This window comes from Corynebacterium segmentosum, from assembly GCF_900637825.1.
In the GTDB taxonomy this organism is placed as follows: domain Bacteria; phylum Actinomycetota; class Actinomycetes; order Mycobacteriales; family Mycobacteriaceae; genus Corynebacterium; species Corynebacterium accolens.
In genome coordinates, this window is sequence record NZ_LR134408.1 from 858,384 (window position 1) to 883,718 (window position 25,335).

22 protein-coding genes are annotated in these 25,335 nt (G+C 59.5%); 10 read left to right on the forward strand and 12 right to left on the reverse strand.

Going from position 1 to position 25,335, the window contains the following annotated elements:
- Nucleotides 1-128: 128 nt before the first annotated feature.
- The 4 genes from EL217_RS04215 to glpX form a co-directional block, all read right to left on the reverse strand.
- The gene (locus EL217_RS04215) at nt 129-1,697 is read right to left on the reverse strand and encodes an MDR family MFS transporter (protein ID WP_126318714.1); all 1,569 of its coding nucleotides are present in this window, start codon (nt 1,695-1,697) and stop codon (nt 129-131) included.
- Nucleotides 1,691-2,314, reverse strand: a complete 624-nt coding sequence (locus EL217_RS04220; RefSeq protein ID WP_126318716.1) for a TetR/AcrR family transcriptional regulator — start codon at nt 2,312-2,314, stop codon at nt 1,691-1,693. Before EL217_RS04220 ends, EL217_RS04215 begins: the two co-directional genes overlap by 7 nt.
- A 218-nt stretch (nt 2,315-2,532) precedes the next feature.
- Nucleotides 2,533-3,933 (reverse strand): class II fumarate hydratase, encoded by a 1,401-nt coding sequence (locus EL217_RS04225; protein WP_126318718.1) that lies wholly within the window; start codon nt 3,931-3,933, stop codon nt 2,533-2,535.
- A gap of 108 nt (nt 3,934-4,041) precedes the next feature.
- Nucleotides 4,042-5,055 carry a class II fructose-bisphosphatase gene (glpX, locus tag EL217_RS04230; RefSeq protein ID WP_023017698.1) on the reverse strand — a complete coding sequence of 338 codons (1,014 nt, stop codon included), beginning with the start codon at nt 5,053-5,055 and terminating at the stop codon, nt 4,042-4,044.
- A 217-nt stretch (nt 5,056-5,272) separates the two neighbouring features.
- On the opposite strand from glpX, the gene EL217_RS04235 reads away from it, so the two are divergent.
- A complete protein-coding gene (locus EL217_RS04235) occupies nt 5,273-5,842 on the forward strand; it encodes a DUF4245 domain-containing protein (RefSeq protein ID WP_126318720.1) in 570 nt (189 codons plus the stop codon).
- On the opposite strand, the gene EL217_RS04240 is transcribed toward EL217_RS04235, so the two are convergent.
- The 3 genes from EL217_RS04240 to xseA are packed head-to-tail and all read right to left on the reverse strand — an operon-like array spanning nt 5,826 to nt 7,750.
- Entirely contained in the window at nt 5,826-6,206 is a 381-nt protein-coding gene (locus EL217_RS04240; RefSeq protein WP_005280051.1) for a hypothetical protein, read from the reverse strand. The two genes, EL217_RS04235 and EL217_RS04240, sit on opposite strands and share 17 nt — an antisense overlap.
- Entirely contained in the window at nt 6,206-6,484 is a 279-nt protein-coding gene (locus EL217_RS04245; protein WP_005280052.1) for an exodeoxyribonuclease VII small subunit, read from the reverse strand. Before EL217_RS04245 ends, EL217_RS04240 begins: the two co-directional genes overlap by 1 nt.
- 24 nt (nt 6,485-6,508) lie before the next feature.
- A complete protein-coding gene (gene xseA / locus EL217_RS04250) occupies nt 6,509-7,750 on the reverse strand; it encodes an exodeoxyribonuclease VII large subunit (protein WP_126318722.1) in 1,242 nt (413 codons plus the stop codon).
- A 153-nt stretch (nt 7,751-7,903) separates the two neighbouring features.
- Between xseA and EL217_RS04255 the strand changes: the two genes are divergently transcribed.
- Nucleotides 7,904-8,854, forward strand: coding sequence for a 4-hydroxy-3-methylbut-2-enyl diphosphate reductase (locus EL217_RS04255; protein ID WP_005280054.1), 951 nt, complete (start codon nt 7,904-7,906; stop codon nt 8,852-8,854).
- A 78-nt stretch (nt 8,855-8,932) separates the two neighbouring features.
- Here the strand turns inward: EL217_RS04255 and EL217_RS04260 are convergent, their stop codons facing one another.
- From EL217_RS04260 to EL217_RS04270, 3 genes are all read right to left on the reverse strand, one after another.
- Nucleotides 8,933-9,745, reverse strand: coding sequence for a DUF6542 domain-containing protein (locus EL217_RS04260; protein ID WP_232018390.1), 813 nt, complete (start codon nt 9,743-9,745; stop codon nt 8,933-8,935).
- A 65-nt stretch (nt 9,746-9,810) separates the two neighbouring features.
- Nucleotides 9,811-10,881 carry a DNA recombination protein RmuC gene (locus EL217_RS04265; protein ID WP_126318724.1) on the reverse strand — a complete coding sequence of 357 codons (1,071 nt, stop codon included), beginning with the start codon at nt 10,879-10,881 and terminating at the stop codon, nt 9,811-9,813.
- Between the two features lie 36 nt (nt 10,882-10,917).
- Complete coding sequence (locus EL217_RS04270; protein WP_005282140.1) at nt 10,918-12,405, reverse strand: AI-2E family transporter; 1,488 nt, start codon at nt 12,403-12,405, stop codon at nt 10,918-10,920.
- 29 nt (nt 12,406-12,434) lie between these two features.
- On the opposite strand from EL217_RS04270, the gene ychF reads away from it, so the two are divergent.
- The 3 genes from ychF (at nt 12,435) to EL217_RS04285 (ending at nt 15,371) form a co-directional block, all read left to right on the forward strand.
- Complete coding sequence (gene ychF, locus EL217_RS04275; protein ID WP_005280062.1) at nt 12,435-13,520, forward strand: redox-regulated ATPase YchF; 1,086 nt, start codon at nt 12,435-12,437, stop codon at nt 13,518-13,520.
- Nucleotides 13,521-13,618: 98 nt separating this feature from the next.
- Nucleotides 13,619-14,152, forward strand: a complete 534-nt coding sequence (locus EL217_RS04280) for a type 1 glutamine amidotransferase domain-containing protein (protein WP_126318726.1) — start codon at nt 13,619-13,621, stop codon at nt 14,150-14,152.
- Nucleotides 14,153-14,498: 346 nt separating this feature from the next.
- Nucleotides 14,499-15,371 carry a cation diffusion facilitator family transporter gene (locus tag EL217_RS04285; protein ID WP_005280064.1) on the forward strand — a complete coding sequence of 291 codons (873 nt, stop codon included), beginning with the start codon at nt 14,499-14,501 and terminating at the stop codon, nt 15,369-15,371.
- A gap of 45 nt (nt 15,372-15,416) precedes the next feature.
- Here the strand turns inward: EL217_RS04285 and EL217_RS04290 are convergent, their stop codons facing one another.
- Entirely contained in the window at nt 15,417-16,778 is a 1,362-nt protein-coding gene (locus EL217_RS04290; RefSeq protein ID WP_005280065.1) for a dicarboxylate/amino acid:cation symporter, read from the reverse strand.
- A 455-nt stretch (nt 16,779-17,233) separates the two neighbouring features.
- On the opposite strand from EL217_RS04290, the gene EL217_RS04295 reads away from it, so the two are divergent.
- The 5 genes from EL217_RS04295 (at nt 17,234) to nrfD (ending at nt 24,738) form a co-directional block, all read left to right on the forward strand.
- On the forward strand, nt 17,234-18,352 hold the full coding sequence (locus EL217_RS04295) for a thermonuclease family protein (protein ID WP_126318728.1): 1,119 nt from the start codon (nt 17,234-17,236) through the stop codon (nt 18,350-18,352).
- 250 nt (nt 18,353-18,602) lie between these two features.
- The gene (pcp, locus tag EL217_RS04300; RefSeq protein WP_232018391.1) at nt 18,603-19,244 is read left to right on the forward strand and encodes a pyroglutamyl-peptidase I; all 642 of its coding nucleotides are present in this window, start codon (nt 18,603-18,605) and stop codon (nt 19,242-19,244) included.
- Between the two features lie 47 nt (nt 19,245-19,291).
- Entirely contained in the window at nt 19,292-22,567 is a 3,276-nt protein-coding gene (gene fdnG, locus EL217_RS04310; protein ID WP_232018392.1) for a formate dehydrogenase-N subunit alpha, read from the forward strand.
- Nucleotides 22,568-23,626: a 4Fe-4S dicluster domain-containing protein gene (locus EL217_RS04315; RefSeq protein ID WP_126318732.1), complete on the forward strand. Its 1,059-nt coding sequence runs from the start codon at nt 22,568-22,570 to the stop codon at nt 23,624-23,626.
- On the forward strand, nt 23,623-24,738 hold the full coding sequence (gene nrfD / locus EL217_RS04320; RefSeq protein ID WP_126318734.1) for an NrfD/PsrC family molybdoenzyme membrane anchor subunit: 1,116 nt from the start codon (nt 23,623-23,625) through the stop codon (nt 24,736-24,738). The genes EL217_RS04315 and nrfD overlap by 4 nt, the downstream gene beginning before the upstream one ends.
- A gap of 15 nt (nt 24,739-24,753) precedes the next feature.
- Here nrfD and EL217_RS04325 read toward each other — a convergent pair whose 3' ends face one another.
- Nucleotides 24,754-25,335, reverse strand: a complete 582-nt coding sequence (locus EL217_RS04325; RefSeq protein ID WP_126318736.1) for a hypothetical protein — start codon at nt 25,333-25,335, stop codon at nt 24,754-24,756.

Sequence of the window (25,335 nt, forward strand, 5' to 3'; positions counted from 1 at the left end):
TTAATAATCTCGGTCGCTACGGCCTTTGGTCGTTTTCTACTTCGCGAGGCCGCCGGTTGGGTAGGCGAAGGCGGACTCGATGGGGGCATCGGCAAGCGGCAGGCTTTCGCGCAGCGCATGCAGCTTCCTTAATCGATTGTCTCCTTCAGGCGCTCTTCACGAAGGGGAAGCAGGACGAGCAGGGCGACGATGACGAGCGGGACCATCAGCGCGATGACCGGGGTGAGGCCATCGTTATAGGAATTGAGGATCGCCTGCTCAAGGGGCTCTGGCAGGGAAGAGACCATATCCGGGGTGAGGCTATTGGCATTGCCATTGGCGTTATTGAACTTCTCAGCATAGGCCGCGCCCTCGGGGCCCAGCTGCTGGATGGCCCGCGGCAGGCGGTTGGCCATCTCATCCTGCATGTTGTTGATGAACATGGAACCGACCAGGGAAGCGCCCAGGGCAGAACCGATCTGGCGGAAGAAGTTATTCGCCGCGGTAGCCGTGCCCACTTGGGACAGTGGGAAGGAGTTCTGCACGATGAGCACGAGCACCTGCATCACCATGCCCAGGCCGATGCCGAAGGCCAGGAACTCGAAGCCCAGCTGCGTGAGAGAGGTGTCTACCGAGAGGCGGGACATCCAGAACAGGGCGCCGGCGGTAATGGCCAGGCCGATGAGGGGGTAGATCTTGTAGCGGCCGGTGCGGGCGATGATGAAGCCGACGCCGGTGGAGGTGCCGATAAGGCCAATCATCATCGGAATCATCATCAGGCCCGCGTTAGTGGGCGATAGGGTGTGGACCATCTGCAGGTAGGTGGGCATATAGCCCAGCACGCCGAACATGGCCAGGCCCAAGATGACGCCGGAAAGCGTGGTCAGGGCCATATTGCGGTTCTTGAAGAGGCGCACCGGGATGAGCGGTTCGGCAGCGCGCAATTCCACGATGGTGGTAATGATCGCGCCGACGAGGGTGATGGCGCCGAGGGTGAGGATCATGGTGGAATCCCAGTCGTACTCGGTGCCGCCCCAGGTGGTCATGAGGATAAGGGAGGCGGTGGTAATGGCGATGAAGGTGGCGCCGAGCCAGTCAAAGCGCTTCATATCGGCCTGGCCCACGCGCAGGTTGAGCACCAGAATGCAGACCACCATGGCCAGCAGGCCGAGCGGGATATTCATCCACATGCCCCAGCGCCAGCCGGGGCCATCAGTAAACCAGCCGCCCAAGACGGGGCCAAGGACAGAGGACAGGCCGAAGACGCCGCCCATGATGCCCATGAACTTGCCGCGCTCACGGGAGGAGGTGACCTCGGCGATGATGGACTGTGAGGAAATCATCATGAACCCAGCGCCGAAGCCTTGCACGGCGCGGGCGATGATGAGCACCGTCATGGAATCGGCAAAACCGCCGATGGCGGAACCCACGACGAAGACGGCGATGCCGCCAATGTAGAGCCACTTGCGGCCCAGCATGTCACCTAGCTTGCCGGAAATCGGCATGGCGATGGTCATGGTGACAAGGAATGCGGAGATGACCCAGCTCATGTGGTCAACGCCGCCAAGCTCACCAACAATCGTTGGCAAAGCGGAAGAGAAGATCATTTGGCCCAGGGAGCTCATCAACATGGTGAGCACCAGCGCAGAGAAAATGAGCCCCAGGTTATCCGCCCGCGACTGGCCCTGCGCAGGAGCCTTTTCGGCTGTATCTACCATCGGATTCCTTTCATAACATCATTAATCAACATCAGTGAATCATTCAGACGCGAACTCAGGGCGTGGCTGCAATCGCTATCGGGAGCGGCGATGGAAAGCCAGAGGGCCTCGCGGACCACTCCGGCGATGACCATGGCCTCCGTTGCCGTGGAATGGTCCTCGAGGACGCGCAGTTCCGGTTCCCAGTCAAGGCGCTCCTCAATGAGCCCAATAAGCTCGATGGATTTCGCCCGCTTGCGGCTAATGGAGGCGGCGGCCGCCTCTGGGTCATTAGCAATGCGCTTGCGTCGCTCCCGAATCGTGGGATTAACGTGATGGCCCTCCATGTGCTGTTCCACCAGGTTAAGGACGAGCTCCATGATGTTGGTGGTGGGCTCGTGGAGGAAATACTCGCGCATTTCCGCGGTGAAGTCAGCGCTTGGCGCCCCAAGCACGGCGGATTCCTTCGAATCGAAATAATTAAAAAACGTGCGCCGAGAAATACCGGCTAGTTCGCAGATCTCTTCAATAGTGACCTCGCCAAAGGAATGCTTATCCACCAATTCGGTGGCGGCATCCTCAATGCGTAGCCGCGTTTCTAGGCGTTTCTGCTCGCGTAGTGATAGTTCTTCTTGCACAGAATGCAACTTTACACTCGGTGCAAACTTGCACCAAGTGCAAAACGGGTGATTTTGTAGATGTGTACGCTGAATTTATGGTGGGGGGTCACAGCATGCGCTTGCCGATGCCCCTGTCTTTGCGCGCACTTCCCGTACCCGGTCATGTTCCCAGGCATGCGAAAACCCCGCTCAGAAGTGATTTCCGAGCGGGGTTACAGCGCTAAAAGCGGCTGAGATTAGATATTGTCGCGCTCGCGGTTGGTCATGCTCAATACATCCAAGCGCTTGTCCAGCTCTTCCTCGGTGAGGTTCTCGCCGTCAACAAAGCCCAAGTCGATAACGGCCTGGCGGACGGTGATCTTCTCGTTGAGGGCGTGCTTTGCGGCCTTTGCAGCGTTCTCGTAGCCGATAGCGGAGTTCAGCGGGGTCACGATGGAAGTGGAGGACTCCGCGAAGTGCTTCATGCGCTCCTCGTTGGCCTCGATGTGGTCGACACACTTCTCAGCAAAGACGCGGGCGGAGTTGGCCAGCAGGCGAGCGGACTCGAGCACGTTGCGCGCCATCATCGGGATGAAGACGTTGAGCTCGAACTGGCCCTGTGCGCCGCCGAAGGCAACGGCTGCGTCATTGCCCACGACCTGGCCGGCCACCATGGTGACCGCCTCAGGGATAACCGGGTTGACCTTGCCCGGCATGATTGAGGAACCAGGCTGCAGGTCCTTCAGGTGGATTTCTGCCAGGCCGGTCAGCGGGCCGGAGCCCAGCATGCGCAGGTCATTGGCAATCTTGTTGAAGGATACGGCGACCGAGCGCATGGCGCCGGAGAACTCTACGAGGCCATCGCGGTTAGCCTGTGCCTCGAAGTGGTTTTCTGCTTCCTTTAAGTTCTCAACACCGGTGAGCTTCTTGAGCTCCTCGGTCACCTTGCCGCCGAACTCAGCGGAGGTATTCAGGCCGGTACCGGTGGCGGTACCGCCGATGGCGAGCTCGCCCAAGCGCGGGAGGGTAGCCTCGATGCGCTCGATGCCGAGCTCCACCTGGCGGGCGTAGCCGCTGAACTCCTGGCCCAAGGTGATTGGGGTGGCGTCCATGAGGTGGGTGCGGCCGGCCTTGACGACGTCCGCGAATTCCTTCGCCTTCTTGGTCAGGGACTCGTGCAGGACCTTTAGGCCAGGGATGAGGTCATTGACGGCAGCTTCCGTAGCCGCCACGTGGGTAGCGGTGGGGAAGGTGTCATTGGAGGACTGGCCCATGTTGACGTCATCGTTCGGGTGAACCTCGACGCCCTGCTTATGTGCCAAGGAAGCGATGACCTCGTTGGTGTTCATATTGGACGAGGTACCGGAGCCGGTCTGGAAGACGTCAATGGGGAAGGCGTCGTTGTGCTTGCCTTCTGCGATTTCCTTCGCGGCGGCGATAATCGCGTCTGCCTTTTCCGCATCCAGGCTGCCGGAATCCTTATTGACCTGTGCGCATGCAGCCTTGAGCAGGCCGAGCGCGCGGATCTGCGCATTTTCCAGGCCGCGGCCGGAGATGGGGAAGTTGTCTACCGCGCGCTGGGTCTGTGCGCGCCACAGGGCATCGGCGGGAACTTTAACCTCGCCCATAGTGTCATGTTCGGTACGGTATTCGGTCATGAAAATCACCTCGGTTAATTGAATGTGTGCGTCTACCCCCAGTATGGCGAAAAGCTAAAAACTAGAGCGCGAAAAGCCCAAGCCCGCCCCGCCATTTGGGGGTGAGGTTTAGTTCTTGGTGGGGTCCGAGTAGTCCACGACGGAGTATTCCTGCAGCTTAGCCAGCTTGTGGAAGGAATCGACGTAGCGAATGGTGCCGGATTTGGAACGCATGACCAGCGAACGGGTGGAGGCACCATTATTGCGGTAGGAGACACCGCGCAGCATGTCACCGTTGGTCACGCCGGTGGCGGCGAAGTAGCAGTTCTTGGAGGAGACCAAGTCATTGGTGCCCAAGACCTTATCCAGGTCGTGTCCGGCGGCGCGGGCCTTTTCTGCTTCCTCTTCATCCTTTGGCCACAGCTTGCCCTGGATTTCGCCGCCCATACACCGCATGGCGCAGGCGGTGATAATGCCCTCAGGGGTGCCGCCAATGCCCATCATCATGTCGATGGAGTTGGAATCCTGGCAGGTAGCGATGGCGCCTGCCACATCGCCGTCCATGATGAGGCGCACCTTGGCGCCAGCCTCGCGGATTTCCTGGATGAGCTTTTCGTGGCGCGGGCGGTCCAAAACCACCACCGTGACATCTGCTGTGCGCAGGCCCTTGGCCTTGGCCACGGATTCGATATTCCACTGCACGGACTGGTTGATATCGATGGAACCGACGGCTTCTGGACCCACGGCGATCTTTTCCATGTAGAAGACCGCGGACGGGTCATACATGGTGCCGCGCTCAGCGGCGGCGATAACGGAAATGGCATTGGGGCGGCCTTCAGCCATCAACCGCGTGCCGTCCACGGGATCCACGGCGATGTCCATCGCCGCGCCCTCACCGGTGCCGACCTCTTCGCCGTTGAAGAGCATCGGGGCCTCATCCTTTTCGCCCTCACCAATGACGACAACGCCCTTCATCGCCACGGAGTTAATCAGCTTGCGCATGGCATCGACTGCCGCGCCATCGCCCTCATTCTTCATGCCACGACCAACCCAGCGGCCAGAGGCCAAGGCGGCGGCTTCGGTCACGCGCACCAGCTCCATGGCCAAGTTACGGTCGGGCAAATAAGAAGTATTTTCGGACATGTGTAGTGGTTGCCTTCCATGTGTTCTCACCGTGGGGGTAATTCCCACGCGCTTAGTGTTCTACTTTTCCTATTCTGGCACTTTTTGGCGCCAATAGGTCCGATTTGGGGCCCCTTTTGTGGGGATTTTCCTCTCTCCAGGCAGCATTATCGGCGCGAATGTGCGCACGCGGGAGGCATGTGGCACTTTCACGGCGGCTCATGCGATACTAAGGCGCGTGGCAGCAGAACAAAGACCGAAGATTTTCGAAGGCGCTCGCGACATCATTTTGTCCCTATCCGTAGTGGTCGTCATGATGTTGCTCGTGGTGGGCGCGACCGGGCTCTGCTCGGTCAATCCGGAAACAGCGCAAGGCCCAGTCCAAGAGGTAGACGAGGAGACCTTCCTGGATACGCAGGCCCGCGCCGGTATTGGCGCCATCCGAGATCCCCAGATGCCTGAAGGCTGGCAGGCCAATGCGGCCCGCCGCTCGCAGCTAGGCGGCGAGACAGCCACCGTCGTCAGCTGGCTGACTGCGGACGGAAACTACGTGGAATCCACCCAAACGCAGGTTTCTGCAGAAGACGTGGGCGAAAAATACGATGCGAACTACCGCGGGCTGAACTCTACGCGCGAGGTAGCCGGTCAGCAGGTGCGCGTGCTGGCAAGCGATGACGATTCGGTGCGCCGCTTGTGGATTGTTGACCTGGGCGATGCCCGCCTCATCATCTCTGGCGCGGCCCCCGATGAAGAATTCGCCGCCGCCACCGAGGCCTTTATCAAGGCCAAGCCTATAAGCGGAAAGTAACCTCGCTGAGCCCCTCAGAGTCCGCTTCCACCGTGATTCCTTCAGTATTACCGGTGGCTTCTTCTAAGCCAGCGGCATCCAGGCCGCTCAGCCGCGTCTTTTCTAGGTAGACATCCACGCGCTCGCGCTGAGAACGCTGCGGGTAGATGGAGACTTGGACCACGTGGGCATCGGCAAGCAGCAGCACGATGGACCGGGAAAAGTAGCTGAGTTCCTCCTCGGTGCCCGAAACCTGGGTGCTGGTATGCGCCGGCCCGAAGAACTCCTCTACCAGCGCGCGGGAATCGCCGCCCATGATGGAGCCTGCCGATGCCGATTTGGATACGAAATCAATCCGCTTTCCCGGGTAACCATAAATCTGCACTACTCTTCACCCTCCTCGGCCTGCTGCTCGTTGTTTTCTGCCTTCTCTAGGGCATCTTCCACGCGCTTGGAGGCGCCATCCAGGTGGGACTCGCACGTGCGGGCAAGCGCCTCGCCGCGCTCCCAGTACTTCAGGGACTCGTCCAGGCCCATCTGGCCGAGCTCTAAAATCTTGACGGTCTCAATGAGCTCATCGCGCGCCTGCTCGTAGCTCAACTCCTCTACGGGAGTAAAGGCATCCTGGCCCGGCTGGCCGGAACCAATGGTTTCATCTGACATCAGCAATTCTCCTACTATTTCTGGCTAATCGGCGGCCTGGGAGGCCATGGACACGGCGGTGATGGAACCATCGCCCACGCGAATTCGCAATTGCGCGCCGGGCGGTGATTGCTCATAAGAGCTGACGACCTCCGGATCGCTGCCATTTTTGGGCAAGACCTGGACAATAGAATACCCACGGGCAAGCGTGGCGGAAGGCCCCAAAGCAGAAACCCGCGCGCGCAGGGACTCCACGTGCCGGTTCTCGCGATCCAAGAGCACCCGCAGCTCGCGGCGCATACTCGTGCGCATGCGCTCGACCTCCTCGCGGTGGGCGCGGATGGGCGTCATCGGATCGGCCAGCACCGGGCGCGAGCGGATATTATCCAATCCACGGCGCTCGCGTTCTACCCAGCCGCGCAAGGCCGCCGCCATGCGGGATCGCGCCTCAGCGATGACCGCGCGTTCCTCTGCTACCGACGGGACCACGCGCTTGGCGGCGTCCGTCGGGGTAGCCGCGCGCAGATCCGCCACGTTATCGAGCACCGGGCTATCCGGCTCGTGGCCAATCGCGGAGACCACCGGGGTACTTGCGGCCACGACGGCGCGTTGCAGGGCTTCTTCAGAAAAGGGCAGGAGGTCTTCGACGGAACCGCCACCGCGGGCGATGATGATGACATCGATCTGCGCATCGGCGTCGAGCTCCTGCAGGGCGGAAATCACCTCGGGGACGGTATTCGCCCCCTGGACCGCAGTATTAATGACGCGGAATTGCACGGCCGGCCACCGGTCGCGGGCAACCGCCATGACATCGCGCTCGGCGGCAGAACCGCGGCCTGTAATCAGGCCGATTTTCTGCGGGAGGTAGGGAAGCGGGCGCTTGCGCGCGGGATCAAAGAGGCCTTCTGCGGCAAGCTGCGCGCGTAGCTTTTCGATGCGCGCCAACAAATCGCCGATGCCTACGTGCCGGATCTCCGTGGTCCACAGGGAAAAGGATCCGCGGCCGGCATAAAAGGCGGGCTTGCCGTGCACGATGACGCGGTCGCCATCTTTTAGCGGCGTGGGCAAGTTGTGCAGCATTGAGGACGAGCAAGTCAATTGCACCGACTTTTCCTGCTGGACATCGCGCAGGGTGAGATAGGACAGCTTCCAGGTGGGCTTGTAATTAATCTGCGTTAACTGGCCTTCCACCCACAGGTATCCAAGGCGCTCGATCCATCCCTTCACCTGGTCATTGACCTGGCCCACGGGCCACGGGGTCTCTGGAGTATTTGCCGGTTGGTTCACGCAGCCACCCTTTCCTTGTACAGCGCCATACAGTGCCTTTTAGTGTAGGTGCTCAGGGCCCGTGGCGCCCCGCTTGGGTGGCCTAGATGGGCGCTTTCCCTGCTGGATAGGCCTTACTATTGTTTTGCTTTACCTTTCGATACTCTGGGAGGCATGACTGATGGTAAAAATGTTCTCCTCGCGGCACCGCGCGGTTACTGCGCTGGAGTGGACCGCGCCGTCGAGACCGTAGAAAAGGCGCTAGAAAAATACGGCGCACCCATTTATGTGCGCAAGCAAATCGTCCACAACCGTTATGTCGTTGAATCTTTGGCCAAGCGCGGAGTCATCTTCGTTGAAGAGGCCGCCGAGGCCCCAGAGGGTGCCCACCTCGTCTTTTCCGCCCACGGCATTTCCCCGGCGGTGCGCAATCAGGCGCAAGAGCGCAAGCAACTGACCCTGGATGCCACCTGCCCCTTGGTGACCAAGGTGCACAAGGAGGCCCAGCGTTTTGAGCGCGATGGCTACCACATCCTCCTCGTGGGCCACGAAGGCCACGAAGAGGTAGAAGGCACCGCGGGAGAGGCCCCCGATGTTACGCACCTGGTCGATGGTATCGACGGCGTGGACAAGCTGCCGGATTACCTGCAGGATGAAAAGCTCATTTGGCTTTCGCAGACCACGCTCTCGGTGGATGAGACCGTAGTCATCGTCAATAAGCTGCGCGAGCGTTTTCCGCACCTGCAAAACCCGCCGTCAGATGATATTTGCTACGCCACCCAAAACCGGCAAGAATCCGTCAAGGCCATCGCGCCGAAGTGCGATCTGATGATCGTGGTGGGTTCTAAGAACTCGTCCAACTCGGTGCGCCTGGTAGAGGTTGCACTCGAGGCGGGTTCGCGCGACTCCCACTTGGTGGATTTTGCCGAAGAAATCGATGAAGCATGGCTTGACGGCGTAGAGACCGTTGGCGTGACCTGTGGCGCCTCCGTGCCAGAGCTTTTGGTGCGCGAGGTGCTCGAGTACTTGGATGATCGCGGCTTTAATGACGTGGAGCAAGTGACCACCTCCACCGAATCCATTACCTTCGCGCTGCCGCGCGATCTGCGCCCCGCGCGCACCTAGCGCGTAACCGCCTACAGGCAACGAAAAACCGTGAGCCCCGCGGCCTCGTAAAAGAGCGCCGGGAGCTCACGGTTTTATTTACTCATAGAGATTATCGTCCCACCGCTGCTTCTTGGCAGCCTCGTCTTTTGCTGAAGAGGAGGGGCCTCGTTCGGGAGCCGGTGGTATCACGTCCCCCGCGCGCCGGTTCGGATCCGGCTGCAAGCGATTTTCGCGTTCTGCCTGTTGCTCGCGGCGGCGCTCTTCTCGGTCGCGTCCGCGGATGCGATCCTGCGGCTTCTGCGGCGGTTGCGCCTGTGCATGCGATCTGCGGCGGGAGGCGCGTGGGGACTGAACCTGTCCGTTTTCGGTTCTATCGCGCGCCATGAGTTCCGCCACGGAGAGCCGCTCAGCGCGGTTTTGGCGGTCCCGCTTCATGTCCGCGCGCCGCGATACCTTTTGCTGGTTGACGGCGCGCTGCGCGGTCTTGCGGAAGCGCATCCAGCGTAAGACTCCAATTGCAGTTGCTCCAACAACCGCGATAAGCAGCCACAGGAAGTTCTGGACCAGCGGGTACACGGAGGTCAGCAGCGACGTCTTAGAAAAACTGGTGCCTTCCGGGGTATTGGACTTGGTAATGACGATTCCCGCCGTCACCACGGTTACCGCGTAAAAGATGGGGATGGACGCGATGGACAGGAATAAGCCCCGTTCCTCAACGATGAGCGCTATGAGCAGCGAGCTGATGATGAGGAAGGCAAAGTACATCCAGCCTATGGAGCCGGCAAGAATGGAAATCAATGCGCCGGTGATCAAAAGTGCCGCCAATAGCCCAAGGCCTTTCAGCAGCGAGATGCTCGGCATGCTTAGGCGTTGCGCGGCGGTAGGCTTTCGTTGTTTGGCTAGTGACACGTCGCAAAATCCTACCGCCTGGCGCGGGCCAATGGCTATATCCACGCAGTGAAACCGCCTAGAATTTAGGAATAATTTGTCCCGCGCGGCCACGTATCAATAGGGGAAGGCTCGCGAGGTGCCCGGTTTGTGCGGCCGGGAATCTCCATTTCGTGGAGCTTGCGGGCGGTCACGCCCACCCGCGAATCCAGCGAAGAGAGCGTGGAATTATAGGCCTCCACTGCCTTTTCGAGGCTCTGGCCCACCTTGCCGTAGTGCTCCGAGAGCGTATTGAGCCGCGAATAGAGCTCGCGGCCTAGCCGCTGGACTTCTTTTGCTTTGGCGGAAATATCTTCCTGGTGCCATCCCATGGCCACCGTGCGCAAGAGCGCGAAGAGCGAGCTCGGGGTGGCGATGACGACGTTGCGTTCAAAACCAAACTCGATGAGCTCAGGATTGACCGACAGCGCCGCATCGAGGAAGGGATCCGCGGGCACAAAGAGCACCACGAATTCCGGGGTGGGCTGGAAGGCCTCAATATAGTCCTTGTGGGACAGCGCCTGGATGTGGCTGCGCAGCTGGTGCGCGTGGCGGCGCAGGTAGCCTGCGTGTTCTTCTGGATCCTCGGTTTCTAGCGCATCGAGGTAAGAAGAGAATGGAACCTTGGCATCGACGATGATATGCCTGCCACCGGCCAAGTTGATGAGCATATCTGGGCGCACGATGCGGCCGTTTAAGGGAGCTGAAACTTGGGAATCGAAGTCCACGTGCCTTGTCATGCCGCCGAGTTCGACGACGCGCTCTAGCTGAATCTCGCCCCACCGGCCGCGCACATTGGGCGAGCGCAACGCGGTAACGAGCTGATCCGTGCGCTCCGTGAGCCGGGACGAGGTGCGGGTCACCGCCTGCACTTGGCTAGATAGTGAGGCCAAGTGGGCGGTGCGGTCTTCTTCTAGTTCTTGTAGCTGGAAACCCAGTCTATCCATGGCCTTTTCTAGCGGTTGCAGCTCGGCCTGGCGCCGCTGCGATTCCTGCAGCGCTCGGTGCTCCTCGCTCGGCGCGGAGCGGGACGCGGAATGGGAGTGGGCCAACCACCCCAGCACGGCGCCCAATAAGAGACCGATGAACAGCAGCAGCACGGGCAAAGTGGAAGTCATGGGATCCACTATGGCACGCGGCGCGGACACGCCTGACTATTTATTCGAATCTCCGTTCAAAAGATTTTCGAAGGCATCTCGCGCCCGGCGCAGGTTGGAGCGCATGCTCGGATCGTCATAGTCGTCTGGGGTGGAATCGACGTCGACGGAATCATCCAGCGTATTAGACGCGCCATCGGATGCGGCATCGGCGCCTGCGATATCGGGGTTGGCGTGTTCTGGGACCTTGCGCCACTGCTCGCGCTTGTATTGTGCCTGTTCTTCGGTATAGCGGCCGATGAGATAGCCCGCGACGGTGGAGTAATTGAGCTCAGAGGAGTGCTTTTCCCCGGACTGCAGCTTCATCATGTCTTGGACGTAGCGATAAGCCACCGCGATCATGGCGGCGGTCGGTACGGCCAAGAACCCACCGATGAGCCCAAAGAGCGCGGAACCGACGATGACGGAGACCAAAACAATCACCGGGTGCAGGTTCATGGCCTTCGCCTGCAGCCACGGCGAGAGGACATTGCCCTCAAGCTGCTGGACCAAAAGGACAAGGCCCAAGACCAACAGGGCTTGGGTAAAGCCCAAAGACACCAAGGCGATAACGACCGCGAGCGCGCCAGAGACGATGGCGCCGACAAACGGGATGAAGCCGGCGATGAAGGTGATGATCGCCAGGGCCATCGCCAAGGGCACGCCGATAAGCACGAGGCCGAGGCCGATAAAGATGGCATCGATAAGCGAGACCACTGCCTGCGCCCGAATGAATCCGCCCAGGGTATTCCAAGCGCGCGTGAGCAATTCCGTGAGATGCCAGCCGGCGCGCCGGCCGGTGGCATCGCGCAGCCACGGCAGGAATTTGGTGCCGTCCTTGAGGAAGAAGAAGGTGAGCACCAAGACGATGAATACCGTGATGAAAAATGAGGTGGCATTGCCGATGCCCGTAAACACCGACCCAGCAATCACGCCGGCGCGCCCCTGCAACCAGCCTGCGGCCTCGTCGATATAGGTGCTCATATCGTCGCTATCGAGATTCAGCGGCGGGCCCTGGGCCCATAGCTGCAGCTGCTGGATGCCGGAGACCGTTTGCAGGTAGAGCGACTGGGATTGCCGCATAAAGTCCGGCGCCACCGAGGCGATGAGGCCGCCGACCGCGGCCGAGGAGATAAGGATCGTCGTAATCGCCGCCAAGCCCGCGGGCAGGCCCTTTGTGCGCATCCACCGCGCGATGGGGTTTAAGACGGTACAGATAATAAGGGCCAAGAGCACCGGGAGGATGCCTTGCCAGAAGCTGCCCAGGACGTGATAGATCGCAAAAAGGAACACGCCGATGATCAGCAGGCGTACGGCCCACAGGGAGGTCGACTTCACCATTTCGCCCGCGATGACGGAGCGATCGACCTGATTGCCCGGGGGATGTGGCGATACATCGTCCAATTGGCTGGTGTCGAAGTCACCGTCCAATTTATCGCCCGGGCTTGCCTGCGGCTTTTCGGGTTTTGGTTGCTTATCAGAACTCACCCCACCATCTTGCCTCATAACGTGGTAGGTGCGTTAGGATTAGCCCCGTGAGTCTTACACTAGGAATCGTCGGCTTGCCCAATGTGGGCAAGTCCACTTTGTTTAATGCCCTGACCCGTTCCGAAATCCTGGCGGCCAACTACCCATTCGCCACCATCGAGCCCAATGTCGGCTTGGTGGAGCTGCCGGATCCCCGTTTGGACACCCTTGCCAAGATGTTCAATTCCGAGCGCATCTTGCCGGCGACCGTGTCCTTCGTGGATATCGCCGGCATCGTCGCAGGCGCCTCGCAGGGCGAGGGCATGGGTAACGCCTTCCTAGCCAATATCCGCGAGGCCGACGCCATCTGCCAGGTGGTCCGCGCCTTTTCTGATGACAATGTCATCCACGTCGATGGCCAGGTAGATCCCGGCAACGACATTTCCGTTATTAATACGGAGTTGATCCTGGCGGATCTGCAGACCATCGAGAAGGCCCTGCCGCGCCTGGAAAAGGATGCCCGGAAGAATAAGGACTTGGCACCCGTGGTGGAGGCAACCAAGAAGGCGCAGGAAATCCTGGAGGATGACCGCACCCTCTTCGCCGCCGCCAAGACCGGCGAGATCGATCTCTCCCTCGTGCGCGAGCTGCACCTGATGACGGCTAAGCCCTTCCTCTACGTCTTTAACTCGGATGAGGCTGTGCTTACCGATGCCGCCAAGAAGGACGAACTGCGCCAGCTCGTCGCCCCCGCAGATTGCGTCTTCCTCGATGCACAGACCGAGTCCGAGCTCTTGGAGCTGGATGAGGACGAGGCAAGCGAGCTGCTTGAGGCCGTAGGACAAGAAGAGCCTGGCTTGGCTACCTTGGCCAAGGCCGGTTTCTCCACCTTGGGCCTGCAGACCTACCTCACCGCCGGTGAAAAGGAAACCCGCGCGTGGACCATTAAGCAAGGCGCCGCCGCACCCCAGGCCGCTGGCGTTATCCACACCGACTTTGAAAAGAAGTTCATCAAGGCGGAAATCGTCTCCTTCGACGATCTCGTTGCCGCCGGCTCCATGGCCGAAGCGCGCGCCAACGGCAAGGTCCGTCAAGAAGGCAAGGACTACATCATGCACGATGGCGACGTGTGTGACTTCAAGATCGGTGGCTAAATCCTAGCTTGTTGCAGGTCGCGGGAGTAGACGTGGCGAGTGCGCGAATTTAGAGTTATCCTATTTGCGTACTTAACAACAATAAGGAGGTCATAATAATGGCTGAGCTAGAAAACAAGACGATCGCAATCATTGCTACCAATGACTTTGAAGACTCCGAGCTGACCTCTCCGCTGGAGGCCGTGCAGAAGGCTGGTGCCACCGTAAAGGTATTGGCACCTAAGGCCGGCACCATTACGGGCAAGAACGGTACCGAAATTAACGTTGATGCTACGACCAAGGACTCCGAGGGTGAGACCTTCGACGGCATCATCTTGCCTGGCGGCACCAATAACGCCGACCTCATCCGCTTGGACGAGGCAGCCGTTAGCATTGTGCGCAAGCACATGGGCGAGGACCGCCCCTTGGGCGCCATCTGCCACGGCGGTTGGATCCTAGCCGATGCAGAAGCACTCAAGGGCCGTACCTTGACGTCCTTCCCGTCCCTGCAGACCGATCTCCGCAACGCAGGTGCTACCTGGGTTGACGAGGAGGTCCACTGCGACCAGGGTTTGGTCTCCTCCCGTACCCCGGATGACCTGCCTGCATTCAATGCGAAGTTGGTTGAAGAGTTCGGAGAGGGTCAGCACTAAATTAGGCTTGAGCCTTAATTACTCCCTACGGGCCAGATTGTGAGAAACCTCCTGGTTCGTAGGGAGTTTTTCGTCTCTAGCGGCTGCAGGGCCCATGGGAAGATTCAGGCTTTGGCTGTATTTTTCCCCTTCCCTCTGTCTGCTAACCTATGACCTCAGAAGGGGAGTAGTTCCTACGGCGCCCATTGCGCCGCGATGACTGGTCGACACACTGGCCTCAAAGCCCGGCCACTCAGCATCGATGCACCCGATGCGAACGAGACCTTCGGACTGATTCTGGTTGCCGAAGGGAGAGTAGTAGACCTTGTCTTCTTTAAGTTCTGAGCAGCGCATTTTAGAGCGCTTTATGATGTTGTCCATCGCCGCGGCAGTGGCGACGATTATCTTGAAATCCCTGGCGGCTTGGCTAACGGGCTCGGTAGGTTTCTTCTCTGACGCCCTTGAGTCCCTCGTGAACCTCGCAGCCGCCATCGCGGGCTATTGCGCCTTGCGCATTTCCGCCAAGCCTGCCGACCATAATCATCACTTTGGACACGGCAAGGCCGAGTATGTGTCCGCGTTGGTAGAAGGCGCGATGATCTTCCTCGCCGCAGGGGCCATCATCTACACCGCGATCCAGCGCCTCATTACTCCCCAGCCCGTTGAAGAAGGCGGCTGGGGCTTAGCGCTGTCGCTCTTGTCCTCGCTGCTCAACCTGGGCGTCGGGTTGGCCTTGATTAAGGCGGGCAAGCGCTACCGTTCCGCGACGCTGAATGCCGATGGCCACCACCTGCTTACGGATGTGTGGACCTCCGTCGGCGTCCTCGCCGGCATGGCTGCGGTGTATCTCACGGGCTGGCTGTGGCTCGATGCGCTTGTAGCCTTGGCGGTTGGCATCAATATCTTGTGGACAGGATTTAAGATTTTGCGCGAATCCGTCAGCAGCCTGCTTTCTGAGGCGCTCCCGGAAGAAGAGCAGGATCAGATTTGGGATCTCTTAACTGAACTGGAAAAAGAAAAGGCCGTGACCTTCACGGACCGGCGCACGGTAGCCTCCGGCAGGCAAAGGATGGTCTACCTGACCATGGAGGTGCCGGCGAGCTGGAGCGTTTTATACTCGCACGAGATCGCCGACGACGTCGAAGTCGCCCTCGACCAGCTTTTCCCCGGATGCAGCGTGTTTATCCACGTGGAGCCGGCCGGCGTCGCGCATCGCCGCCCACTTCCATTCCGGCAATAAATTAAGGCCCAAGGCGTACTGCTCTGGGCCTTCATTCGCGATTTATTAAGCCTTGACGCTTACTTCCTCGTCGGAGTCTTCCTCCATGATGTGCTTGACGCCATTTTCGGCTTCATCCCACACCTCTTGGTTCTGGATGCCTGCGCGCTTGGCGACGACCGTCGCGCACAATGCCTGACCCGTGACGTTCAGCGCCGTACGGCCCATGTCAATGATGGGCTCAACGGCCAGCAGCAAACCGACGCCAGCCAACGGCAGACCCAGCGTGGACAGGGTCAGCGTGAGCATAACCGTCGCGCCAGTGGTACCCGCGGTAGCCGCGGAACCAATGACGGAGACGAAGATGATGAGCAGGTACTGCGTGAAGTCTAGGTCCACGCCATAGAACTGCGCAACGAAGATCGCAGCAACGGCAGGGTAGACGGAGGCGCAGCCATCCATCTTCGTGGTAGCGCCGAGGGGCACTGCGAAGGACGCGTACTCGGTGGGAACGCCCAGGGCGCGTTCGCTAAAGCGTTGCGTTGCGGGCATAACACCCATGGAAGAACGGGTGACAAAGCCCAAGGAGGTTACCGGCCAGATGCGCTTGTAGAAGCCCTTGACCGGAATATTGTTGAACTTCAGCACTGCAGGGTAGACCACGGCGAAGACGATGGCCAGACCCACATACATTGCCAAGACGAACTTGCCCAGCGAACCAAGTGCGTCCCACCCGTAGGTAGCAACGGCCTTACCGATAAGCGCTGCGGTACCAATCGGTGCCAGGCGGATAATCCACCACAGGACCTTTTGGATGACCTTGAGGAAGGACTCCGTAAAGTGCAAGAACGGATCGGCAGCCTTACCGGTCTGTACCGCGGCGATGCCAATGGCCAAGGAAATAACCAGCAGCTGGAGCGCACCGAAGTTGAGGGTAACTTCGCCATCGCTAGCAGAGGCCGTAAGCCCGATGAAGTTTTGAGGGAGCAGCTGCTCGAAGAAGGCAGTCCACGAACCGACGCTCGATGGATCCTTTGCAGCGGATGCATCGACGCTCGCGCCAGCACCGGGCTTCATGACCAATGCCACGACGATGCCCACGATGACGGAAAAGAACGCCGTAATGGCGAACCACATCAACGTAGAAACGGCTAAGGATGCGGCATTGGCAACCTTGCGCAGGTTAGCCACAGAGGTGACCACCGCGGCGAAGATGAGCGGCGGAACCATGACCTTCAATAGCTGGACATAGGCGCCACCGACACCGCTGAGCAGATTGGTCAGCCACCCTGGATTATCAGGATCGGTATCCATGCCAGATGCGATCAGTCCCAGGATAAGGCCGATGATAAGGCCCGCAATGACTTGCGCGCCAAATCCCGTTGCCCAGCTAGGGAGCTTGGAGCGAGAGGAAACTTTTTGTGTCATAGAACGTCCTTTGGAAATAAACTGAACAGGTCTGACTATTTGGTTAGTACGATTCTGTTCAACTTCGACCAGTCTTACTTTATTCCATGCGTCAAACCACAAGGAAAAAGGGTCTCGTTTCCAGCTGCGATGCCGTTAAGACTGCTTTGTAGACTAAGCAGTTCAGCACCTGTGTACGCTCTTACCCACACCGCGCTCCTCAACCTGCGCCCTCAATCTTCATCCGTAAACCTCGCGCTTCATCCCTTGTCCTGCAACCCCACCCTTCAATCCTCATCCTGTAACCCGCCCTTCGCGCTTGCCGCGAGCCTCATTTCGGTTAGCGCTCCTATCCCCCGTGAGCGCGAAGGGTGGGGAGAGGGGGATGGCGCAAACAAGATGCTGGGTGTACCCAATAGGTAGCCCGTGAACCTCCTGGTACCTTTACTCTTATTTCTTTTACAGGAGGTAGAGGTATGGGCTGGATAAAGCCGTTAATTGGCGTTGCCGTACTCGGTGGCGTGGTGTCGATGGGAGTCGGTGTAGCGAAGAGTGACGAGCACGCAGTGGTCAATCGCGTCATCGATGGCGACACCATAGACGTCACGCTTGATGGCGAAAAGACGAGGGTTCGATTCCTCAATATCGATACTCCCGAAATCGGGCGCAATGGGAAGCCCAGCGAGTGCTTAGCGGAAGAAGCCAAGGAGTACCTCGAAGGTCGATTGCCACAAGGAACCGAGGTGACACTGGAATACGACGAGGAGAAGACTGATAAGTATGGGCGCACATTGGCCGGTGTCTTTCTTGGAGGCGATCTTGTAAATGCAGACATTGCTGCTGAGGGGCTTGCGGTTGCCAAAAAGATTGGCGCTAATGGCAAGTTCTATAACGAGGTAAAAGAAGCAGAAAGCGGGCCAAGGACTAAGGGCACGGGAGTCTTCGGGGTTTCCGATGAATGCCAAGTATCCAGCGATGAAGATATGGCAGAGTCACTTGAGCAAGCTGAAGGTGCTACGGCTGCTGCCGCGGGGATCGGAATTATTGCTGCCAACATCGATAGCGACGACGACGGTGGGGCCGCAAAGGCTCTTGCACAGATCTACGCTGCCCGGAAGGGGCTGGACGCCTTGCGCGGACGTAGCGATGATCGCAGTGAGTTCCAAAAAGCCGCATATCCAGAAGCTCCAGAGCGCTTGGCAAAACAGATGGAGAAGGAACTATCTGAACATGAAGAAGAAATTGAGGAACAGGTAGAGACCGCCAAGCGGGAAAAGGCGAAAGAAGAGGAGCGAAGGGAACAAGAGCGCGAGCGCCAGGCGGCGGCTGAGCGTGAAGCGGCGGAGCGAGAGGCTGAGCGCGAGAGGCGACTGGCAGAAGAAGCTGCACATGTAGACGCCACAGCGCCCGCCGCAGGGTCTAATTCAAACACTGGCGGAAGTGAGCACGTCGCCCCGCAACCGCAGAAGGCACCGAGCATGGATACCTACACCGGTTGTCGCGCATACGGTGGTAACTACGCCTTTTCCTCCGTGGATAAGAAGGGCCGTGCCTACGCAAAGATTGATTGCACGACCAAGCAACAAATCGGCTAACTGCTTAGTTTTCATCACCCCGCCCTTCGCGCTCACCGTGAGAGTCGAGTGGCCTGAGCGAGCGCTTCCCCGTGAGCGCGAAGGGCGGGGGTGGGGAGGCGCACCCTAGAACCCGATTGAGCGCACTGCCCGTCCGCTCGCATTCGTTCACTTCACCTTCGCGCTCACCGCGAGAACGGCGCCCCGCTAAAGGCCACCGCCGGTGAGCGCGAAGGGCGGTGGGGCACCACGAGGAAACTAAGAGAACAGCGTGGAATCACAGCAGCGGGGCGCCGTCAGCTGCCATACTGGAATGATGAAGATTCTGGTAACTGCTTTTGATGCCTTTGGTGGCGAAGAAATTAACCCTACGGAACGCGCGCTGGATCGCTTGCCGGATGAAATCGGTGGCGCGCAGATTATTAAGCATCCTGTGCCCACAGTGTTCGGTGAAGCACTGAAGCAGGCCATTGCTGTGGCCGAGGAAGAAGCCGTGGACGCAGTGGTCTGCCTGGGGCAAGCCGGCGGGCGCGGTCATATCACTCCGGAGCGGGTGGGCATCAATTTGGCGGATGCTTCCATTCCGGATAATGCAGGCAACCAGCCAAGCGATGAACCAGTGGTTGAAGGTGGCCCAGCCGCGTACTTTTCCACCTTGCCGGTTAAGGCGATGGTCGCAGCGATTCAGGAGGCTGAGATTCCAGCGCGGGTCTCCACCACCGCGGGGACGTTTGTGTGCAACCACCTGCTCTATGGCCTGTTGCACCATTTCAAAGATACGCAGGTAAAGGCGGGATTTATCCACGTTCCGTTTATTAAGGAGCAGAATAAGGAAGACAGCCCGATGCTGGAGCTCACGGACGTCGTGCGGGGCGTGGAATGCGCGATCAGCGCAGTTGCGAAAAACGCTTAGGATCACCTTGCTAGAGAAATTTTCCGCCCAAATATAGATTTAAAGTCATGTCTCGCTTAAGTCCTCTCAACTGGCCGGTGGTGCGCCAGCTGCGTAGCGGCGATCCCTTTGGCAGGGATATCAATACGCAATCAACCAAGAGCAAGGAAAAGCACGGACGCACAGTGGAAGCTGACCGCGTGGTGCAATCCGTGTGTCCATATTGCGCGGTTGGTTGCGCCCAGCGCGTGTATGTCAAAGATGACCGGGTCATCCAGATTGAGGGCGATCCAGATTCGCCGATTTCGCGCGGGCGTCTGTGTCCCAAGGGCTCGGCATCGGAGCAGTTGGTCAACTCCGCAACGCGATTGACCAAGATTAAATATCGCGCCCCGCACTCCACCGAGTGGCAGGAGCTGGATGAAGACACCGCGATGGACATGATCGCGGATCGTTTCTTGGAAGCGCGCCGGAAGGGCTGGCAAGACACCGATGATTCGGGGCGGACTCTAAACCGCACGATGGGTATCGCTGGCCTTGGCGGCGCGACCTTGGATAATGAGGAAAACTACCTCATTAAGAAGCTTTTTACCGCTGCCGGTGCGGTGCAGCTCGAAAACCAGGCGCGCATATGACACTCCGCCACAGTTCCTAGTTTAGGAACTTCGTTTGGCCGCGGCGGCGCAACCCAACCGCTGCAGGATATGGCGAATGCTGATTGCATCGTCATCGAGGGTTCGAATATGGCCGAGTGCCACCCGGTGGGATTCCAGTGGGTCGTAGAAGCCAAAAAGCGTGGTGCCCGCATTATTCACGTGGATCCGCGGTATACGCGTACCTCTGCGTTCTCTAACCGCCACATTGGCATTCGCGGCGGTACCGACGTGGTGCTGCTGGGTGCGGTCATTAACTACATGCTCCAAAATGAGCTGTATTTCCGCGATTATGTGGTCGCGTATACCAATGCGCCGATGATCATCTCGGAGGATTACCAAGACACCGAGGAATTGGACGGACTGTTTTCTGGCTATGACCCGGAAACCGGCACGTACGTGACCGATTCGTGGCAATACGTGCAAAAACCGGAAGGTTCCTCCTGGAATGTCGAGCGCGATGACACCCTGGAGCATCCGAATTCGGTTTTCCAGATTCTCAAGCGCCATTATGCGCGTTATACCCCTGAGCTGGTAGAAGAAACCTGCGGCATCGCGCAGGAAGACTTCTACTACCTGGCGGATTCCATTGCGCAGAATTCTGATCCGGAACACACCACGTGTTTCGCCTATGCGTTGGGCTTTACCCAGCACACCTTGGGCGCGCAGTTCATCCGTACCGCTGCCATTTTGCAGCTTTTGATGGGCAATGTGGGCCGCCCGGGCTCCGGAATCATGGCCCTGCGCGGGCATGCCTCCATTCAGGGTTCCACCGATATCCCGACCCTTTTCCACTCCCTGCCTGGCTACCTGCCCATGCCGAGCGTGGAAAAGCAGACGTGGCCGGAATTTGTGGATGAGATCCGGGATGAGTCCCAAAAGGGCTTCTGGCAGATTGGCGAGAATTACGCCGTGTCCTTGATGAAGTCCTACTGGGGAGATGCGGCTACCAAGGAAAATAACTGGGGCTATGACCTCATGCCGCGCATTTCCGGCGCGCATTCTACCTATGAAACCCTGCAGGCCATGCTCAATGGTCAGGTGGATGGCTACTTCGTATTCGGCCAAAACCCGGCGGTGGCGCAGTCCAATGGTGGCATGCAGCGCCGCGGTTTGGCATCGCTGAAGTGGCTGGTCGTACGCGATTTCCAGGAAATCGAAACCGCTTCGTTCTGGAAGGACGCGCCGGAGATTAAAAACGGCGAGCTGAAGACCGAAGACATCGAAACCGAGGTCTTCCTAATGCCCGCAGCCACCCACGTGGAAAAGGCCGGTACCTTTACTCAGACCCAACGTATGCTGCAGTGGCGCTTCCAAGCGGCACCGCCGCCAGGCGATGCCAAGAGCGATCTGTGGTTCTTCTACCAGCTGGGTAAGAAGCTGAAGGAACGCCTGCGCGATTCCACCGATCCGCGCGATCTCCCGCTCCAGAAGGTGACGTGGGATTACGTGGAAAATGAGGAAGGAGAGCCGAATTCCGAGGACGTCCTCAAAGAGATCAACGGCTACTACCTGGATGGGCCCAAGAAGGGCGAGCTTTTGCCCACCTTCGTGGAGATGAAGAAAGACGGCACGACCTCCGGCGGCTGCTGGATCTACACCGGCGTGTACAAGGATGGCGTCAACCAGTCCGCACGCAAGGTCCCGGGCTCGGAGCAGAACGAGGTCGCACCCGAGTGGGGCTGGGTCTGGCCTGCTAACCGCCGCATTTTGTACAACCGCGCTTCGGCGAAGCCGGATGGCACCCCGTGGTCCGAGCGCAAGAAGTACGTGTGGTGGGACGAGGCCCAGGGCAAGTGGGTAGGCGATGACGTCCCTGACTTCCCGGTGACGAAGTCGCCAGAGTACAAGGCTCCTGCCGATGCCGTCGGTCCCGACGCCCTCGATGGCACGGACGCCTTCATCATGCAGGCGGACGGTCGCGGTTGGCTCTTTGCGCCTTCCGGGCTTTCCGATGGCCCCCTGCCCACCCACTATGAGCCGCAGGAGTCCCCGGTGACCAACGTGCTGTATAAGCAGCAGCAATCGCCGACGCGCTTGACCATCAAACGCCCGGATAACCTGCAGCGCCCAGAACCGGGCATGCCCGGTGCGGAGGTGTTCCCGTTCGTATTTTCTACCTATCGCCTTACGGAGATGTACACCTCGGGTGCGATGTCGCGCCGCCTGCCTTATTTGGCGGAGCTGCAGCCGGGCCTATTCTGCGAGGTGGATAAGGACTTGGCCGCAAAGCGCGGCTTGGAAAATGGCGAGTGGGCAACGATTATCTCGCCGCGCGGTGTGATTGAGGCGCAGGTCTTGGTCACCGATCGCATGCAGATGCTGAAGATCAATGGGGAAGAATTCCACCAGATTGGCTTGCCCTTCCACTACGGCGAGTCCGAGACCACCGCTGTGGCAGGCGACGGCGCTAACGATCTCTTGGGCCTTACGCTCGAGCCGAATGTGTTCATTCAGAACTCAAAGATTGGTGCCTGCGATATCCAACCGGGCCGCCGGCCAAGGGGAGAAGGTCGCTTGAAGCTGCTCAAGCAGTACCAGGAGAGGGCGCAGTTAAGTGTGGATTCCGGCAATGATTTGTTGTCGGTTCCTGACTCGTTTACCTATAACCCGGAACCCGAAAAGCATGGCCAGCCTGGGGCGGAAAGTAGTGACGGCGAGACGGCAAGTAAAGGCGAAGAAGGTAAGTAAATGACTAATCTACTGACCGAGGACGCGGGCCGGCACGGCTATGATTCCTACCGCCGCATGGCCTTTTTCACCGATACGTCCGTGTGCATCGGCTGCAAGGCCTGCGAGGTGGCGTGCAAGGAATGGAACCGCAACCCGGTAGAGGGATATGACGTCACCGGTAATTCCTATGACAACACCGGCGCTTTGGGTGCTAATACGTGGCGGCACGTCGCCTTCGTGGAGCAAAACAATGACCGCATTGAGAAGGCGCGCGAAGAGGGAAAACAGCTTATTTCCCTGGGCATGCCCACCATCGGTGGAAAGCCTGACGAGGTCGATACCACTCCGCCGGATACGGATACGTTCCGGTGGTTGATGTCCTCGGATGTTTGCAAGCACTGCACGCATGCGGGGTGTTTGGACGTGTGCCCCACAGGCGCGCTCTTCCGCACCGAGTTTGGCACCGTGGTCGTCCAAGATGATGTGTGTAATGGCTGCGGAACCTGCGTGGCGGGGTGCCCCTTCGGCGTCATCGAACGCCGCGATGACGGCGGGGTGTCGTTGAAATACGATAAGACCGCGACGGTGGATTATCAGGATAATTCGCACGCCGGTATTAATGTGCTGAAAAAGCTCAAGCAGCGCAAACCCCAAGGCACGGATCACACGCCGGGCGAGGCGATGCCGATTAAGAATGTGGGCGTCGCCCAGAAGTGCACCATGTGCTATGACCGCCTGAAACAGGGCGAGCAACCGGCCTGTTCCAAGACGTGTCCCACGGATTCCATCCAGTTCGGTACCTATGAGGACATGCTGGCCGCGGCGAAGGATCGCGTGCGCGTCCTGCACGAACAGGGCATAACGGAGGCGCGGCTTTATGGCGCCAATGATAACGATGGCGTGGGCGGAACCGGGTCCATCTTCTTATTGCTAGATTCGCCAGAGGTCTATGGCCTGCCGCCGGATCCGCGCGTGCCCACCGCGGATTTGCCGAGCATGTATAAGACCGCGGCCAAGGCCATCGGCGGGATGGCGCTGGCCGTGGCGGGTTCCTTTTTGATTGGAGGGCGCAAATGAGCGGTTTTGATGAGTACCGGCCACCGCAGCCGGAGCGGCCGAATCGCTACCGCAACTTCGATGGGCCGAAGCGCAAGAAGAAGCGCAAGCGCCCGGGTGCGGGTGCGCAGGATGGCTCCAAGGAGGAGCGGATGGCAGAAGACTTCGAGTTTTCTTCCTACTACGGCAGGCCGGTAGTCAAGGCCCCGCCGTGGGAGTGGCCCATCGGTGGGTATTTCTTCTTGGGCGGTATTGCCGGCGGTTCGGGTCTTCTCGCCACCGGTGCACAGGCCGCAGGCAACGCACCTTTGCGCCGGACCACGCGGGTAGCGGCCTTTGGCGCGGCGGCCGCCGGTTCGGTCTTTTTGATTTTAGATCTGGGCCGGCCGGAGCGCGCGTTGAATATGTTCCGCGTCTTCAAGGTGACCTCACCGATGTCGCTCGGATCGTGGCTGCTCGCGGGCTTTTCCACCGCGGCGGCCATTCCGGCAGCGGTAGAGGTGGATAATGCGACCAAGCGGAAGCTGCCGCTTCCGAAGTGGCTGCGCGCGAGCCTAGGCAAGGCCGCGACTCCGGCCGGGGTGATAACCGGTGTGCTCGGCGGCCCGTTGGCCGGATATACGGCGGTGTTGCTGTCCAATACGTCCAACCCGGTGTGGAATGACATGAAGCGGCACTTGCCCTATGTCTTTGTATCCTCTGCCTCGGCAGCGGCCTCCGGCCTGGCCATGGTCACCACCCCGGTGAAACACGCCGGGCCTGCCCGGGCCTTGGGCATGGCGGCTGCGGCCAGCGATATCGCGGCGACGAAGGTATTAGAAAACAATATGGAGCCGGAGCCGCGCGAGGAATTGCACCACGGCGCACCGGGGAAGCTCATGCGCGCCTCGGAGTACCTGATTGCCGCTGGCGGCGTGGGCAGCGCGGTGGCGGCGGCGACGAAGTCCCGCGCCGTGTCTGTGGCTTCGGGCCTGGCCTTGCTTGCTGGTTCTGCGTGCACGCGCTTTGGTGTGCTCAACGCTGGCTTGGAGGCGGTGAAGAACCCGGCCACCACGATGGGGCCGCAAAAACGCCGTGCGGAGCGGCGCCGGCGCGAGCAAGGGCTTGCCACCGACGTGCTCAGCGCAGGCTAGCGAGGGCTAGCTAGTTTAGTCGAGGTTGGCGAAGGAATCGGCAAGCTCTTCGCCGATCTCCTGCATGCGCGATTGCTCCGCCTCCAAGGACTCGGAATCGCGGTGGAGATAGTAGTTCACCGCAGCGTCATGCACCGTGGTCACGCAGGTGGTTGAGACGGCATCCTCGACCTCCCAGGCCGAGCAATAAAAATGCCGGTCCGCGGCGGTGAAATCGAACGGCTTGTACTCATTTCCCACGCGGCCTTGGGCGGCATTTTGCTTATCGATGTCCTCATTGACCAGCTCCAAGTAGCGCTCCGCCGCCGCATCTGGGTCATCGGGGCATACGGCCTCATTATCGGACTCGTATTTCGTGCCCAGCACGCTAATCTTTTCCGGCGAATCGCCGCCATAGAGCACGGAAAAGGAGTCATCCTCATCGCTGGTGGAATCGGGATCCTGGTTAGCGCCGATCAGGGTGTCTGGCAATGACGTGCGCAGTTCCGATAATTCGATGGGCGAGCAACCGCGATTGGTGCTCTCATCGGCGCAGGCGACTAAGCCCGCGCTGAGGGCGAGGGTGGCAAGGGGCAGGCTAAAAATGCGGTGATTCAT

Excerpts from the sequence above, each read along its gene's own strand:
- nrfD (WP_126318734.1), top strand. The coding sequence starts at position 23,623 with ATGAGCGGTTTTGATGAGTACCGGCCACCGCAGCCGGAGCGGCCGAAT.
- EL217_RS04315 (WP_126318732.1), top strand. The coding sequence starts at position 22,568 with ATGACTAATCTACTGACCGAGGACGCGGGCCGGCACGGCTATGATTCC.
- EL217_RS04325 (WP_126318736.1), bottom strand. The coding sequence starts at position 25,335 with ATGAATCACCGCATTTTTAGCCTGCCCCTTGCCACCCTCGCCCTCAGC.
- EL217_RS04280 (WP_126318726.1), top strand. The coding sequence starts at position 13,619 with ATGGCTGAGCTAGAAAACAAGACGATCGCAATCATTGCTACCAATGAC.
- glpX (WP_023017698.1), bottom strand. The coding sequence starts at position 5,055 with ATGTCCGAAAATACTTCTTATTTGCCCGACCGTAACTTGGCCATGGAG.
- EL217_RS04295 (WP_126318728.1), top strand. The coding sequence starts at position 17,234 with ATGGGCTGGATAAAGCCGTTAATTGGCGTTGCCGTACTCGGTGGCGTG.
- EL217_RS04215 (WP_126318714.1), bottom strand. The coding sequence starts at position 1,697 with ATGGTAGATACAGCCGAAAAGGCTCCTGCGCAGGGCCAGTCGCGGGCG.
- EL217_RS04255 (WP_005280054.1), top strand. The coding sequence starts at position 7,904 with ATGACTGATGGTAAAAATGTTCTCCTCGCGGCACCGCGCGGTTACTGC.
- EL217_RS04290 (WP_005280065.1), bottom strand. The coding sequence starts at position 16,778 with ATGACACAAAAAGTTTCCTCTCGCTCCAAGCTCCCTAGCTGGGCAACG.
- EL217_RS04265 (WP_126318724.1), bottom strand. The coding sequence starts at position 10,881 with ATGACTTCCACTTTGCCCGTGCTGCTGCTGTTCATCGGTCTCTTATTG.
- EL217_RS04225 (WP_126318718.1), bottom strand. The coding sequence starts at position 3,933 with ATGACCGAATACCGTACCGAACATGACACTATGGGCGAGGTTAAAGTT.
- EL217_RS04245 (WP_005280052.1), bottom strand. The coding sequence starts at position 6,484 with ATGTCAGATGAAACCATTGGTTCCGGCCAGCCGGGCCAGGATGCCTTT.
- EL217_RS04270 (WP_005282140.1), bottom strand. The coding sequence starts at position 12,405 with ATGAGGCAAGATGGTGGGGTGAGTTCTGATAAGCAACCAAAACCCGAA.
- EL217_RS04285 (WP_005280064.1), top strand. The coding sequence starts at position 14,499 with ATGATGTTGTCCATCGCCGCGGCAGTGGCGACGATTATCTTGAAATCC.